Below are 15,300 nucleotides of genomic sequence, written 5' to 3' on the forward strand. Positions count from 1 at the left end.
AAGAGGTGTGTAGTGACTACCTCTCCCAGAGATTCTTTTATTTTGGTAATTGGATTTTTGGCCAGCCTTTGACTGCTTGAGCGAAAATGAATATGCCGGCAAATGCAATAAACGCTGTCGTATCGAAAGTAGGGGCAAAAATCATCAGGATCGTTGCAATAACAGTAGGTAAAGATATCGCATAGATCATCGTTTTTAAACAATCGAGAAAAGTTACTTTAGCTAAACGTAATCTTGCGTATACATAAGCTGCAAAATTTGCCATAAGTAAAGTGATGATCAAATTTAAAAAGCTAGGATAAATTGAAATCAAAAATACTAAGGCTTTGATCCAAAAAGGAATCGTTGCTTCACTTAATGTACTGCGTAAGCTTTCACCAGTTAGATTTTTTAAGGCATTATTCGTATACTCAAATTCAAATTGGTTATTGTTCAATAATGCCGAAGTCGTGCCAGTATTCGGTAAAGCTAATACCAACTGATCCTTCAGAAGACCGACACTTAGGAAGTTCCCTATCAAATCTGAAGAGATATCTTCAGGGGTACGTTTTCCTTCTGGGTCAAAGGTGAAGATGATCGAATCCGTTTGATAAATAAAACCTTCATTTGTTGGCGAATCGATTTGTCCATCACGAATCTTAAAATCTGGAATTTCAGATGCAATTTTTTGACCATCTGATTTGATCGTGTCTAGCACTTGAAAAATTTGGTAAGAAATAGGTAGTGCCATCAGTATGCTTAAACATAAAAGATAGACTAATGATTTTCCAAATGATACGTTTTTAGCATTTTTAAGCTCGGTGAATCGAGCAAATGAGCTAATGATTAATTGTTTTGTTGTCATAATTACTCCTTCTGTAGAATTGTCATCACTAGCAATTCTAGCGGAGTATGCTATGAATTACAAGAGTTCTAAAACATTCTCTCACGATAGATAAGGTTATATTCTTATCGTTCATTGTTTTCTAGAGATGAAAAATATTAGCAGATAGAGTATGATAGGAAAGAATGATAGATAAGGTAGGTAGAATAATGAAGGTTTATGTTCAATTTAAAAGCTATTTAGAAAGTAAAGGATATTGGGAAGTTTTCATCTATCTATTTTTTGGTGGATTAGCAACAGTTGTCAACTTCGTCAGTTATGCAATCGCGCAACAAATCTTCCAGTTATCGATGCCAGTGTCGAATACGATTTCTTGGATCTGTTCTGTTTTGTTTGCATTTGTCACCAATAAAGTATGGGTGTTTCGATCCAAATCTCCAAGTTATACGCATTTATTTATTGAATTTGGGAAATTTGTTTTTTACCGAATCGTTTCTTATGGACTGGATATGGGCGCCATGTTCTTGATGATCAAAGGGTTGGATATGAATGATTATGTGGCTAAAATCATTACACAGGTCTTAGTCGTATTGGCAAATTACGTCTTTAGTAAATTATTTATCTTTAATAAGACAGAAATCATCGAAGAGCCAGCAGAAACCAGCGAAAAATTGGAAGACTAGGCATAACAATTGAAGAATTCCCCTCACTTTGTTACTCTTTTAGTGTAAAGATATCCAACAAATTTGAGGAGGAATTTTTTTATGACTTACACATTACCAGATCTACCATATGCATTTGATGCATTAGAACCATATATTGACGAAGAAACGATGCATTTGCATCATGATAAACATCACAATACTTATGTGACAAACTTAAATGCAGCGATTGAAAAATATCCTGAATTAGGTGAAAAAACAATAGAAGAATTAGTTTCAGACATGGATGCTATTCCATCTGACATTCAAACTGCTGTACGTAACAATGGTGGTGGACATGCGAACCATTCATTCTTCTGGAAAATCATGGCACCAAATGCTGGTGGCGAACCAACAGGAGCAATCAAAGACGCAATTAACGAAACGTTTGGCGATTTTGCAACATTCAAAGAAGAATTCAAAAAAGCAGCAGCAGGACGTTTCGGTTCAGGCTGGGCTTGGTTAGTCCTTGAAGATGGCAAACTAGCAATTACTTCTACAGCCAACCAAGACTCACCATTGATGGAAGGCAAGAAACCTGTCTTAGGTCTAGATGTATGGGAACATGCTTACTACTTGAAATACAAAAACGTACGCCCTGACTACATCGAAGCTTTCTGGAATGTTGTGAATTGGGATGAAGTAAACAAGCATTTCGCAGGATAAAATAGCACTCTTCCACTGACCATTGAATTTAGAAAATTAACGGAGCAATGCTTGCGAGCGTTTTCTAAATTCGGTATAATGTTTGTGCAAGGGTTACTTGCAAGAACTTTTTTGGAGGCTATATATCTATGGAACACGGAACAGTAAAATGGTTCAACAATGAAAAAGGATTTGGGTTTATTACAGTAGATGGCGGAGACGATGTATTCGTACATTTCTCAGCAATCCAAGGCGATGGCTTCAAAAGCTTAGAAGAAGGCCAAGAAGTGGAATTCTCTATCGTTGAAGGTGCGCGCGGTCCTCAAGCTGCTGAAGTATCTAAATTATAAGATCATGTTGACGAAAAAGAAGATACGGCTTGCCGTATCTTCTTTTTGTTTCTTTATTTTCTCTTTCTAGAAAAAATAGTTTTACAAGAAAAACCAGTTACTTTTGGTTGTCGCCATACATAATTTCTTTGATTCTTTGAACTAATTGTTTATTTTCTGAACCAGAGAGGTCATCGCGGATCGTAATATAAGGAATTTCATTTTCATAACTGATTATTTTGGTAGGTGCTTCAGTTGTGCGAATAATTACATCAGGGTTTAACAATAGTTCATTAGTGAAAAATACATTCAGATATAAGCGTAATTGCTCCTGTAAAACCTTTACATATAATAATTCGATACTTAATGGATAATCACTCTCTAATTTTACTTTGATCTCTTTATCAAAAAATGTAGGTGGGGCGATGACTAAAAATGCTTCGATCAACGTAGATAATTGAAGCCATGGGAACTGATTTTTTTGCATTTGTTGGGTCAAATCAACCATATTTTGATAGAAATAGGGATAATTTCGTTCGATAAAATCAGTAACTTCTCGTTTTTTACCAGAAAAAGGGCTAAAAAGATAATCATGGATACCATTTGCATATAATGTTGCATCTAATAACTTTTTCTTTGAGGTGATTTCATTGGACTTTATCCCAACTGATACCATGTAACGATAAAACTGATCACGAAGTTCATTGATCGGGGTTGCATTTTTTTTATGAACCTTTGATGTGTGAACCATAATATTTTTATTTACGTAAAATTGTGGGCGAGTTTGTATCCACAACAAAATAAAATTTAAATCAGAAGAAGGTAAATTATAAACAGAAATAATCGATTTTAGGTCTTTGATCACCTCAGAAAGACCTGCTAACATAGGATCTAAAAAGTGAGGAAGTTCATGTTCAGGGACAGCATACCCTTGCTTGGATCGATTGATATTAACAGCTAATATGAAGCACCATTCCATCGTTTTTATTTTGTTCTTTTTTAGTGAGATATTGGTAAAAACTTGTTTTACTGTCGTTAAAACCTTCTGGAAATCGAGCGTTAAAAAAGGCCATTCCACTCCTTCGTATACTTCCCATAAAAACAAATAAATCGTGTAGCGAATTTGAGTTTCTTTTCCACTGAAAAAAATAGTACCTTCTCGTGTTTTTAGTTTCAAATCGTAGTAACTGAAGAAATGATTCACTTGAGCCAACTGCCGTCTGAGAAAGGATTCGCTGATCCCGTGATGAGCGGCGAACTCGTAAAGCGTGAGATTTGAATGTAGACAGACGGCTTTGAGTATTTGGAAATTCAACGAGTTTTCAAGTATTGCTAGTTTCAGTTGATGAAAGTCATAATTGTCACCAATAAAATGGTAACTAGATCCGTCTTTCTTGAATATAGTATTTTGCGGTAGTGAACACAGGCGTTCGCAATAATTGAAAACGGAACGTCTATCTATGCGGAGTAGACCTGAAAGGTCGTCGATTGTCAGCGGTTGATGTGACTCGTAACAGCTTTTTAAAATAGTCAGTTGTACTTGTATATTTTTCTCTAGTATAGAATGAATATTCAATTAGGAACCTCCTTCTTGAGTAGACTAAAAATAGACAGATAAATTATTATAAAACGTTATATTTTTATTCAAAATATAATAATTATAAATTTATTCAATAGCTTTTGTGGTAGAGAATCGTATGGTGTACTAATGTTTTTTTAGTTATTTTAATAAAGATCTAGTACCCGTTTTTTGTGTAAAAATAAATAAGAAATAATACTCTATTCAAATAATATTATATGTTATTTAGACTTTTAAATAAATTTTTTTGCATAAGATAACGATTACATATACATTTTTAGGTGTTGTGTTCTATTTTTAGGTAGTTATTTCAAAATATATCAGAACATAATGATAGATTTCTTATATCGTCGTTGCTACTATTCAAGATAACTTAAGTTGTAATGAGAAAAATTAAAAAGATATCTTTTTAAATTTTTGGTAAAGGAGTGTCATTCAAGGGAAAGCATACTTATTCGTGTCGATTCAATCTGTGGGGGAGAACAAAAATACATGAATCTGCTTTAGGGGGAACGGGAATGAAAAAGGATTACAAAAAAAGTATGGATCAAAAGGCGCGTGCCAAAAGACGATCTAAAAAAACAATATTGATAGGTACGTCGATAGCGGCAGGAATAATGTTAGGGGTTACTCCAATCTCAATTGCAACACCTTTATTTACCCTTGGCACGCAGCAAGCTTATGCAGATGTGGTCAGTGGACAGATATTCAATACTTTGACTACAGCTAATACAAGTGGCACGACAGCTTCAGCTCCTTATCAGCTTAGTGGGACGAGTAGAAACGTTGACTTTACGATTTCAGGAGAAAATGGAATCAATGTGAATTTATTAAATGGAACGAGACGTGCTGTCTTAGTGATTCCAGAGGAAATGCAGGGGTTAGTTTCTCCGGCAGGCCCCGGGACTGTCCAAACAGATATATTACTTCCACAAGATGAATTAGCACCACTGCTGAATGCAGTAAATGGGGCAGTCACTCCTTTGATCACGGCAATTGATACCTTGTTGAGTGCGAATCCATTAGCAAGTGTGAATCTTGCCGAAGTCTATGAGCAACTGAACTTATTACAAAATCTAAGTACGTTGACTTCTGCTGAAGTGCAAATTCCATTGCAAGTACAAGGTGATGAATATATTTACGGTGATCTTGATGGGGCACTTGAAACAGTTGTTAGAGAAGGGTTAACAGAAATATTAACTGATTTGAACAATGCCGTTCAGGCGCTACAAGCAACTGGGAGTGGCCTTTTAGGAAATGCGGCAGCTGGGATTGTCAATACTGCCTTGGCAGCAACTGTTAAACCGGTATTTAACTTAGCGTTTGCCACTGCAACAGGTCTATTAGGACCAACTTCCTCTTTGGTTGGTGTTGTAGCAGATGCGAGTGTACTAGGAGGAACAGAAATCACAATCCCGACAACGATCCAAGATCCGAATTATGCTGATTTAGCAAATGCAGGAATTGATTTATCAACTCCTTATGAAGCAGGCTTTGTAGGAACTGTTGTGAAAGCAGATGTGTTGAACCTTAATGTAGGTTCAACTACTGACGGCTATTCACCGATTTTTTACCAAGCAGCCGAAGTAACTGCACCTTATAATGTTGAAGTTACAGGAAATTCAACAGAAGGATATGAAGTCACTGGGTTAGCCGATCCAAATGCTACAGTGCGGATCTATGACGATGCCAACAATTTGATCGCTGAAGGTCAAGCAGATGCGACAGGTGCATTTACGATACCGATTTCTCAAGACGATGTTGCGCCGCTTGATGATATCCAACTAATTGCCTACGATCAAAATGATAATCCAAGTTTACCAACGGCGGCAATTATCCCGGATGATGAAGAAGCTGATGCCGACGCTGACGCGGATGCCGATGCAGATGCCGACGCCGATGCAGATGCCGACGCCGATGCTGACGCCGATGCTGACGCTGACGCTGACGCGGATGCCGATGCCGATGCCGACGCCGATGCTGACGCCGACGCCGATGCTGACGCGGACGCAGATGCGGACGCCGATGCGGATGCCGATGCTGACGCCGATGCAGATGCCGACGCCGATGCGGATGCTGATGCCGACGCGGATGCTGATGCGGATGCTGACGCGGATGCCGATGCTGATGCTGACGCGGATGCTGACGCCGATGCGGATGCTGATGCCGACGCGGATGCCGATGCGGATGCCGATGCGGATGCCGACGCCGATGCAGATGCCGACGCGGATGCTGACGCCGACGCAGATGCCGACGCGGATGCCGACGCCGATGCCGATGCCGACGCAGATGCTGACGCCGATGCTGACGCCGATGCGGATGCCGATGCTGACGCCGATGCCGATGCCGATGCGGATGCTGATGCCGATGCCGATGCTGATGCTGACGCGGATGCGGATGCTGATGCCGATGCGGATGCTGATGCTGATGCGGATGCTGACGCTGATGCCGATGCGGATGCGGATGCCGACGCCGATGCTGACGCGGATGCGGATGCCGACGCCGACGCTGATGCGGATGCTGACGCTGATGCTGACGCGGATGCCGACGCTGATGCCGATGCCGATGCTGACGCGGATGCGGATGCTGACGCTGATGCAGATGCCGACGCTGATGCCGACGCTGACGCCGACGCGGATGCAGATGCTGATGCAGATGCTGACGCCGATGCAGATGCTGATGCAGATGCCGATGCGGATGCTGACGCCGATGCGGATGCCGATGCCGACGCTGATGCTGACGCCGATGCGGATGCCGACGCTGACGCCGATGCGGATGCTGACGCTGACGCGGATGCAGATGCCGATGCCGATGCTGACGCCGATGCGGATGCCGATGCCGATGCTGACGCCGACGCCGATGCCGACGCTGATGCTGACGCCGATGCAGATGCTGATGCAGATGCAGACGCTGATGCAGACGCCGATGGTCGTCTAGGCGGGATTGGAACCAACGGGGGAGACCCAGGAAATGATCCAGATGGAGATCCAGTTGGATTGTTCTTAAGTACACGTGGAACAAGCAACCAATCTGGTTGGTCATCTGCTAGAAGTGGAGTAAATCCTAGTGGACACCACTCAGCGACACCGAAAATGTATCCTAAAACAGCTGAGCATTCTTCTGTTGCCACTTCTTGGTTAGGTGCGATCACTGCACTACTTTCAGGAGTTGGTATCTGGAAATCCAAAAAAAATAAAGAAGATTAACGAACAGGAACTAGAAAATTAGCTATGGCAATCGGAACATTGTCTGCTTGTCATAGCTATTTCTGATAGAGGTGATATGATGCTAGTGCAGACACGTAGTAGACTCTCGACTTTAAAAGATATCTTGGATACCACAGAGATGGAGACAGAAAGAAAAACCGTCATCATTACTACTGGTGAAAACAAAGAACGTGGAAAAACGATAGAGTTACATGGGAAAAATATCTCTCAGCTTTGGAATAATATCGTGACTGCTTATCAAACGAATCAATGGGATAAAAATTCCTATTTAAGAATGGATCTTGTAACCGAAGAAGAAAAAATCGACTTCGACTTTTTAAACCAAAAATTAAAAAAAATCAAGCGCAATAATTATATAGATTTTAATGTACGGTTTGATGGGCTAAGGAAACGTTCTTTTTTAAAAGAAGAATTAGTAGGAAATGCCATTATCAAACCGGTGAAAACACATATTATTGGAAAAAATCATCCGAATCTACAAATTGATCCACAGAATTTTCGAGGATATGTGAAACGAAAATACAATCGAGAAGAGGTGGATTTAAGTTACTTAATGCGTTCGAACATCTATCTTTTTAAAACGAAAGCTTATTATATTGAAAACGACGAAGTAATCAAGCTTGAAGATTACGGAAATGGAAATCAGGTGAGAAAGATCACTGAAGAGTCTTTGAATGAAGTGACTGATTCCGTCATAAGAGAAGGAAGTAAGTATCTAAAAGGACAGCTAACTAACACTGGACAGTTTATCTACGGTTATTATCCTTGTTATGACCAATTAATCAAGGGCTATAATTCAGTCAGACATTTCTCTTCATTATATGCGTTGATTGAAGCTGCTGAGTATTTCTCAGATCATGAACTGTTGCTACAGGCAGAAAAAGGCCTTGCTTGGGGGATTGAAAACTTAACAACGAATGAACAGGGATATTTTTTGGTCAAAGATTATTTCAATAAAGAAATCGAATACAAATTAGGTGCCCAAGCAACTGCAATTTTAGCAATCGCAAAATATATCCAAGTATCTGAGGATAGTTTTTATAAAAAGTACTTGGAACAACTTGTTGATACGATTTCTGGAAAATTTATCTCAAAAGATAACCAAACAATCCATGTTCTGGATAAGCAATTGGCGATCAAAGAGCGTTTTCGGATCATTTATTATGATGGGGAAGCTTTATTTTCTTTGCTAAGAGCTTATGAGATTCTAAATGATCCTGCGATTTTTAGTACGTGTGAAATCTTGATGGAACATTTTGTCATGGAAGATTATCAAAAATATCATGATCATTGGTTGAGCTATGCGACAAACGAGATGCTAAAACATAAACAAAAAATTGCATATTATCGTTTTGGAATCAAAAATGCCCTCGAAAATATCAACTTTATTGAGCAGCGGGATACTGCCTACCCGACAATGCTTGAATTACTTGTGGCAGCGTCCAAAATGATGGGAAAGCTGGAACATAGTGAACTAAAAAATGAACTTTTCAACACGCAAAATGATTTCATTGAAGTAAAGGAACGAATCGATACAGTGATGAAGAAGCGCGTTTCTCATGAAATCAAAACAGGAGTCATGTTTCCAGAATATGCGCTTTTCTTTAAAAAACCAGTTAGTATTAGTTATGGTTTTTTTGCAAGACATGATCGTTTTCGAATGCGGATCGATGATGCAGAGCATTTTTTGTCTGGATTGATCAATTATCGAAGTCATTATAAAAAGGAGTGAATAAGATGGTTGCATTTATTCGTCTTGCAGCATTGGCATTGATCGGGATTTCCTATTTAGGTTATCGTCTAAAAAAGAAAAAGCATCATCAATCAGAATCGCTAGAAACGGATCTAAGCCAATACGAGAAAAATGAAGAAGGGCTTTATCCATGGGAAGTTGATGCCGATGACTCTCCCAAACGAATTGATCAAAAAGCAAGAAGATATGTCAATCAAGCAAGACCAAAACGTGGAAAATGGTAAATGAAGTAGGTGAAAAGATGAATACGATCAAGCAATTACTTAGTGATATCGAAGGTTCTTATTTTAAAGAGTATGCTAGTTTGGATCAGGAGATCGATCAACTGGAGTACTTCTCCGGACATCTAAAACAAACCAAAGATTATTCTAAAACATTATTTGTTTGTATAACAAATGAACGGCGTCAATATATCAACCAAATGCGCCCAGTCAAATGGGCGGACGGAAATGAACAAATCAAAGGAAAGGAAAATCAATTTGCTCTGATTGTCACAGAACATCCAATCGAAGACCCTCTTGTGACGACACCGCAATTCATTGTCCAAGATAGTTGGCGTTTCCTATTAGAATTTGCCAATCAAATGCGCCAAGAATTCCAAAAACCAGTGATTGCGATTACTGGTTCTGCTGGAAAAACATCTACACGTATGATGATCACCCATGCGTTCAAAGAGGAAAAGGTTCTAGAAAATCGCGGAAATCATAATGTAAGATTCGCGATTCCTCTTTATTTAAGTCAATTAGTAGGAGACTTTGATTTATTGAACCTTGAAGTTTCCCTTAATGCGTTGAATACCTATGACACGGGTTCGATGTCTACTTTAATCCAACCCGATATAGCAATCGTGACTTCGATAGGTGAAGCCCATCTTAGTTCCTTGAAAACGACTAAGAATGTCGCTTACTATAAATCAAAAATCTTTGACGGTTTAAAAAAGAATGGTACAGCGATCATCAATACGGACATGGGCGATGAAGAGTTAGCTATACTCATTCAAGCAGCCGAAAAGAAAACAACAGAAATTTTTACTTATTCACTATATGACACAAGTAGAGATGTATATGTCTCATCCGTTGAACAGAAAAAAGAGTTTTGTGAAGTAGGCATTCATTTTTTTGAGCAAGAGTTCAAGATCCGTCTCAGTGTTGCTTCTTTAGGGATGATTTCTAATACGTTGGCGACATTGATAGCCATTTGGAAGATCAAAGGGGATGTTTCTTCTTATCTTGCTTCTTTCGAGACATTCAAACCATTACCTAAAGTTTTAGAAAGAAAGGTTTATCCGAATGAACCATCTTTTACTTTTATTGATGATACACACAATGCGTCATTACCTGCTATGAAAAATGCAATCGACTACTTTAAAGCAGTACGCCCATTTTATAATGGAAAATCGATATTGGTTTTAGGGCAAATCGCGGATTTAGGAAATGCTTCTGAAAATGTCCATCAGCAAGTGATGGAGGCATTAACAGACGTACCAGCAGATCATATTTATGGCTATGGGGAACATTTCAGAGAATTATTCAATGAACAAAGTAAAAATGACCAGAAATACGAATGGTTTGAAACGTTACCTGAATTAACACAAAATATCGAACAGCATTTGACGAATGATAGTATCGTTTTGGCAAAGGGGTCAGTCACAGGTAGCGATTTTCATGAGATCAATAAGTATATTCGCCAGTTTTCTTTGCAAGAAATGGCGTGAGCTAAGAACCACACAAGGAAAACTATCAATATTTTTTCAACTACATTCACTTTTGAAAAAATTTAAAAAGACGGAGACAACGAAAAAAGTTATTTCATTTTCGTTGTCTCCGATTTTTTTGATGGAGAAGCTCAGTAGAAAGGAATAGACAAATCATAAAAATAACCATTTCTTTTTTATTTATTGAACGAAAAATCATAAAAATCCAATAAAACGTATAAAAAGAATCGCTTTCTTTCTTTTCTGTTCATGCGCCCTATGGTATGATAATTAAGAATTTTACAAAAAATACATATAAATCACGAAGATAAACACTATTTTTTAAAGTTTTATTAGGATTAAGTAGGTGGATTGCTGAATGATTGGGTGTATGAGAGAATAATCAAGAATATGTATGATAGAGGTGTATTATGAAGCGGTGGCAAAAAGTGATATTGACTTTATTGGGAATAATCGTACTTCTCGTCGGCGGAGTTTCAGCTTATGGAATCAAGTTTATGGGAGAGGCGAGCCAAACAGTCAATCGGATTTCAAAACAATCTGATCGTGTATCAGCAAAACGTGACGATCGTGTAAGTATCGACGACCAAGAACCCTTTTCAGTATTATTGTTAGGGTTAGATACAGGTGGTCTTGGACGCACAGAACAAGGGAGATCCGATACGATGATGGTCGTGACCGTCAATCCACAACAAAAAAAATCAACGATCATTAGTTTGGACCGAGATATCTATACGAATATCGTCGGATATGGGACGGTCGATAAGTTAAACCATGCTTATGCATTTGGTGGCGTGGAGATGGCAATGAATTCGATCGAACAATTACTTGATATCCCTATTGACCACTATGTCACAATCAATCTAGATGGTATGAAGGACTTGATCGATGCAGTAGGTGGGATCGAGATCGACAATAAAATCGACTTTACTTTAGATGGTGTCCATGTTCCAGAAGGAAAACAAACAGTTGATGGTGAAACAGGGTTGGCATATGCAAGAATGCGTCATGAAGATCCTGAAGGTGATATCGGCCGACAAGCACGCCAACGTGAGGTCGTAACAAAAATCGTCAATAAAGTAGTCAGTCTCGATGGCGTAAGCAATTATCGAAAACTTCTGGATGCTGCTGGAAACAATGTGACAACTGATTTGGATTGGGATGATATGCTTGATATTGCAACGAATTACACCGCTGCTTTCAAGACGATCAAGCAAGACCAGCTAAAAGGTAAAGACACGACGATCAATGATGTGTACTACCAAATACTCGGTCAGAATGACTTATTATCGATCCAAAATCAATTGAAAAAACAATTAGAAATCGAGCCAAGTGATACGTTGCCTAACTTAAAAAATGACAATGCCTATATGATGTTTTATGATGACTCAGAAAATGGCGAAGGGAATACCACTGCTAACACCACGACCGGTGAGACATCTGAGTATTCGCAAGACACGTACAATCAATATGGCACTGATGGATACGGTCAGCAGTCGGTCTACTCAGAAGACACCTCTCAATATTACGACCCGAATCAGTATAACCAGCAACAATATTATGACCCATACGGCGGTCAGCAAAACGAGCAAGGTACAGAGACTTGGACAGGCAATGGCTATTAATAAAGCTTTGTTCATATGATTTATACAATAAATAAAATGAGTAGATAGAGGTCGGGACAGAAGTGTTCAGCTTCGAGAAATAAGGCGCCATCCACGAAAATTGTTCTTCAAATTTTTGTGGATGGCGCCTTATTTCTGAAGAGGTTACTTATGTTCCCGCTGGTTATTCGTTTTAGGTGGTGTAGGAGAACTAATGTCCCAGACACTGTTTTTTTATTTTATTTTTTAAAATACGTTATTTTTAATTTACTTTAAGTGTTTTTCTTATAACGGAACATAACTTAGAATGATAGATAGATTTTATTTGTTGCAAAAAAGTCTCAAAAACATTTTTTATTAGGGGTTTGCGGTACTTTATTCAAAAACGAGTAATCTTTTATTTTATACTCTAAATTAAAAAACACTAATTCTTATTTAAAAATGTTATATTTTTAATTTTTATTTGTTATGATATCGTTGTGCAAGAGAAAAATACATAGCACGAGATAAAATTGTTGATGGGGGAGATACATACGAATGAAAAGAAATGTTCGTCTAAAGAAATTATTGGCTGGAGCTGCATTATGCAGTCTGCTAGTAGCGCCGTTGTTTTTGAATGAACAACAAAGTGCAGCCACAGAACAAACAGTCAAAGCAACATCTGATTTTGGTGTAGGGCAAGGTATTGAATGGCCAGAACAAGTCGTTGCACCATTTGTGGATATGACGGCTTATACGTCAGGTACAGAGTTATCGAATAATGGCGCGTTGAATCTAGCAGCGATCGCACAGGAGACAGGGCAAAAATTCTTTAATTTAGGATTCATGCAAGCGAAAGGAATCAAAGATGGTAAGATCGATTGGGCGTGGGGTGGATTTGCCGGATTGAGCGAGAATGACAGTGATCAATGGCAATACGAAGGAATCAAAAAAACGATCCGTGAATTAAGAGCAGTTGGCGGAGACGCGGCTGTTTCATTTGGTGGATTGAACACTGGTGCTTTCTGGGAAGTTAGCCATGATGGAGATATGCTTTATGAGGCTTACGTAGAAGTGGTCCAAGGATACGGCTTTACTCGTGTGGATTTTGACGTGGAAGCAGGAGCAATGGGTTATGCAGAAAATTTGGTCAATGCAAAAGCAGTCAAACGCCTACAAGATACTACTGGTGCCCAAGTGACGTTGACGTTACCTGTTATGCCGACTGGTTTGATTTCGACTGGACTATCCGTATTACAAGCTTATTTAGAAGCAGGGGTCGATTTGACCAATGTCAATATTATGACGATGTGTTACGGTCCGAGCGTCGCTGATTATGCACAAGGATCATTAGATGCGGTCGATAATACCATGGTCCAATTGAAGAATCATTATCGTCAATATGCTGGTATCACTTTGACTGATGAAGAGGCATATGCAAAATTAGGCACAACTCCTTCGATTGGTTTTGAGAACGAACAACATCCATACTTCACGACAGAAATGTTCAATCAAGTTGTCGAACATGCAAGAGAACGTAAAATTGGCATGGTCTCTTATTGGTCGATGAACCGTGATGCAAAAACAGATGGCGGACAAGGGCAAATAAAGAACCAATTTGAATTCTTGAAAGTGAGTGAAGCATTTGCTGAAGGTAATAATGGTGGCGGAAGCGAAACTCCGGAAGATAAAGAAAAACCATCTGTCCCAACAAATCTTTCTGTTGGCGATATCACGAAAAATAGTGCACGTTTCAACTGGACGGCGGCGATTGACAATGACCGTGTGGCAAAATATAACTTAAGATTAGTAGGAAATGGACAAACTACTAATGTCACAACTACCTCACTTTCATACGCCTTCACAAATTTGGAGAGCAATACAGAATATACCGTAGAGATTAATGCAGAAGATCGCTCTGGAAATATTTCAGATACCGCTAAACTATCATTCGTAACGTTAGCTGACGTAGTAGATCCTGGAGAACCGGAAGAACCAGACGAGGCTCCTGCATGGGAGGCGGCAAAAGTTTATTTAGGCGGAGAAGTTGTATCTTATAAAGGTGCTCTGTACCGTGCTAAGTATTGGACGCAAAACAATATACCGAGTGAATCAGGCCTATATGGTCCGTGGGAATTGATCTCTGGAACTCCGGAAGGTGGTCATGAGATTGAAGCGTGGGAAGCGGATAAAGTATACCTCCAAGGGAATAAAGTGACCTATGATGGTATTGTTTATGAAGCACAATATTGGACGCAAAACAATAATCCAAGTACTTCTGGATTATACGGTCCTTGGAAACAAATTGGTTAAAAATTTCGAATAATAGTTCATACAAAAAAAGTTACGTGAAATCCACGTAGCTTTTTTTGTATTAACTATTATAGTCGGACGAATCACTTTAGCTGAGATTTAATTCAAAATAAAAATCGCGTAATTTAAAATGGACGCGAAAAATACCCATAAATAGTAAGGGATCGTCAACCACATTGCTGTGCGATTGTGCAGCCATAAATGATAAACCAAAGCTGTTAGAAAAATCATTAATAAAGTGATATCGATAGCAGAAATCAAAGTATTTTGCACATTGAAAAATAAAGCTGACCATAAAAGATTGAAGATGAATTGAATTGTAAAGAGCCACAATAGTCTAGTGCGGTGTTTTTGATTTTGTGTATTTAAAATGAAGTACAAAGAAATGCCTATTAAAATATAGAGGATCGTCCACATAGGACCGAAAATCCAACTAGGTGGTGCAAAAGCTGGGAGTTGTAACGAGTAATAATAACTTCCCGGATTGCCGCTAAGAATGCCAGATAAAAATCCTAAAGCAACGATTCCGATAATGCAAACCCACAAACGATAATCTTTTAATCGATTGATAGTGTATACCATAAAAAAAACTCCTTTCTTTAGACAGTTTAACATATTTATTTATAACAGCAC

At 38.9% G+C, this 15,300-nt stretch carries 12 protein-coding genes; 9 read left to right on the top strand and 3 right to left on the bottom strand.

Going from position 1 to position 15,300, the window contains the following annotated elements:
- Nucleotides 1–37: 37 nt before the first annotated feature.
- Complete coding sequence (locus tag IGJ14_RS04300) at nt 38–844, bottom strand: DUF1189 domain-containing protein (RefSeq protein WP_108144926.1); 807 nt, start codon at nt 842–844, stop codon at nt 38–40.
- 188 nt (nt 845–1,032) lie between these two features.
- Between IGJ14_RS04300 and IGJ14_RS04305 the strand changes: the two genes are divergently transcribed.
- The 3 genes from IGJ14_RS04305 (at nt 1,033) to IGJ14_RS04315 (ending at nt 2,519) form a co-directional block, all read left to right on the top strand.
- Entirely contained in the window at nt 1,033–1,506 is a 474-nt protein-coding gene (locus tag IGJ14_RS04305; RefSeq protein ID WP_104871495.1) for a GtrA family protein, read from the top strand.
- 81 nt (nt 1,507–1,587) lie between these two features.
- Nucleotides 1,588–2,190 (top strand): superoxide dismutase, encoded by a 603-nt coding sequence (locus IGJ14_RS04310; RefSeq protein WP_074799770.1) that lies wholly within the window; start codon nt 1,588–1,590, stop codon nt 2,188–2,190.
- Nucleotides 2,191–2,318: 128 nt separating this feature from the next.
- A complete protein-coding gene (locus tag IGJ14_RS04315; protein ID WP_010735910.1) occupies nt 2,319–2,519 on the top strand; it encodes a cold-shock protein in 201 nt (66 codons plus the stop codon).
- 97 nt (nt 2,520–2,616) lie between these two features.
- Here the strand turns inward: IGJ14_RS04315 and IGJ14_RS04320 are convergent, their stop codons facing one another.
- Complete coding sequence (locus tag IGJ14_RS04320; protein WP_430608322.1) at nt 2,617–4,074, bottom strand: helix-turn-helix domain-containing protein; 1,458 nt, start codon at nt 4,072–4,074, stop codon at nt 2,617–2,619.
- Between the two features lie 521 nt (nt 4,075–4,595).
- Between IGJ14_RS04320 and IGJ14_RS04325 the strand changes: the two genes are divergently transcribed.
- The 6 genes from IGJ14_RS04325 (at nt 4,596) to IGJ14_RS04350 (ending at nt 14,667) form a co-directional block, all read left to right on the top strand.
- Nucleotides 4,596–7,283 (top strand): adhesive domain-containing protein, encoded by a 2,688-nt coding sequence (locus IGJ14_RS04325; RefSeq protein ID WP_430608324.1) that lies wholly within the window; start codon nt 4,596–4,598, stop codon nt 7,281–7,283.
- A 79-nt stretch (nt 7,284–7,362) separates the two neighbouring features.
- A complete protein-coding gene (locus IGJ14_RS04330; protein WP_430608326.1) occupies nt 7,363–9,036 on the top strand; it encodes a hypothetical protein in 1,674 nt (557 codons plus the stop codon).
- Between the two features lie 5 nt (nt 9,037–9,041).
- A complete protein-coding gene (locus tag IGJ14_RS04335; protein WP_108144153.1) occupies nt 9,042–9,281 on the top strand; it encodes a hypothetical protein in 240 nt (79 codons plus the stop codon).
- A gap of 17 nt (nt 9,282–9,298) precedes the next feature.
- Entirely contained in the window at nt 9,299–10,771 is a 1,473-nt protein-coding gene (locus IGJ14_RS04340; protein WP_104871504.1) for a Mur ligase family protein, read from the top strand.
- A 410-nt stretch (nt 10,772–11,181) separates the two neighbouring features.
- Nucleotides 11,182–12,396 carry an LCP family protein gene (locus tag IGJ14_RS04345; protein ID WP_430608328.1) on the top strand — a complete coding sequence of 405 codons (1,215 nt, stop codon included), beginning with the start codon at nt 11,182–11,184 and terminating at the stop codon, nt 12,394–12,396.
- 516 nt (nt 12,397–12,912) lie between these two features.
- Entirely contained in the window at nt 12,913–14,667 is a 1,755-nt protein-coding gene (locus tag IGJ14_RS04350; protein ID WP_430608330.1) for a carbohydrate-binding protein, read from the top strand.
- A gap of 99 nt (nt 14,668–14,766) precedes the next feature.
- On the opposite strand, the gene IGJ14_RS04355 is transcribed toward IGJ14_RS04350, so the two are convergent.
- On the bottom strand, nt 14,767–15,249 hold the full coding sequence (locus IGJ14_RS04355; RefSeq protein WP_104871394.1) for a TspO/MBR family protein: 483 nt from the start codon (nt 15,247–15,249) through the stop codon (nt 14,767–14,769).
- Nucleotides 15,250–15,300: the final 51 nt, after the last annotated feature.

This window comes from Enterococcus sp. DIV1304_2, from assembly GCF_050555445.1.
Classification (GTDB): domain Bacteria; phylum Bacillota; class Bacilli; order Lactobacillales; family Enterococcaceae; genus Enterococcus_B; species Enterococcus_B pernyi.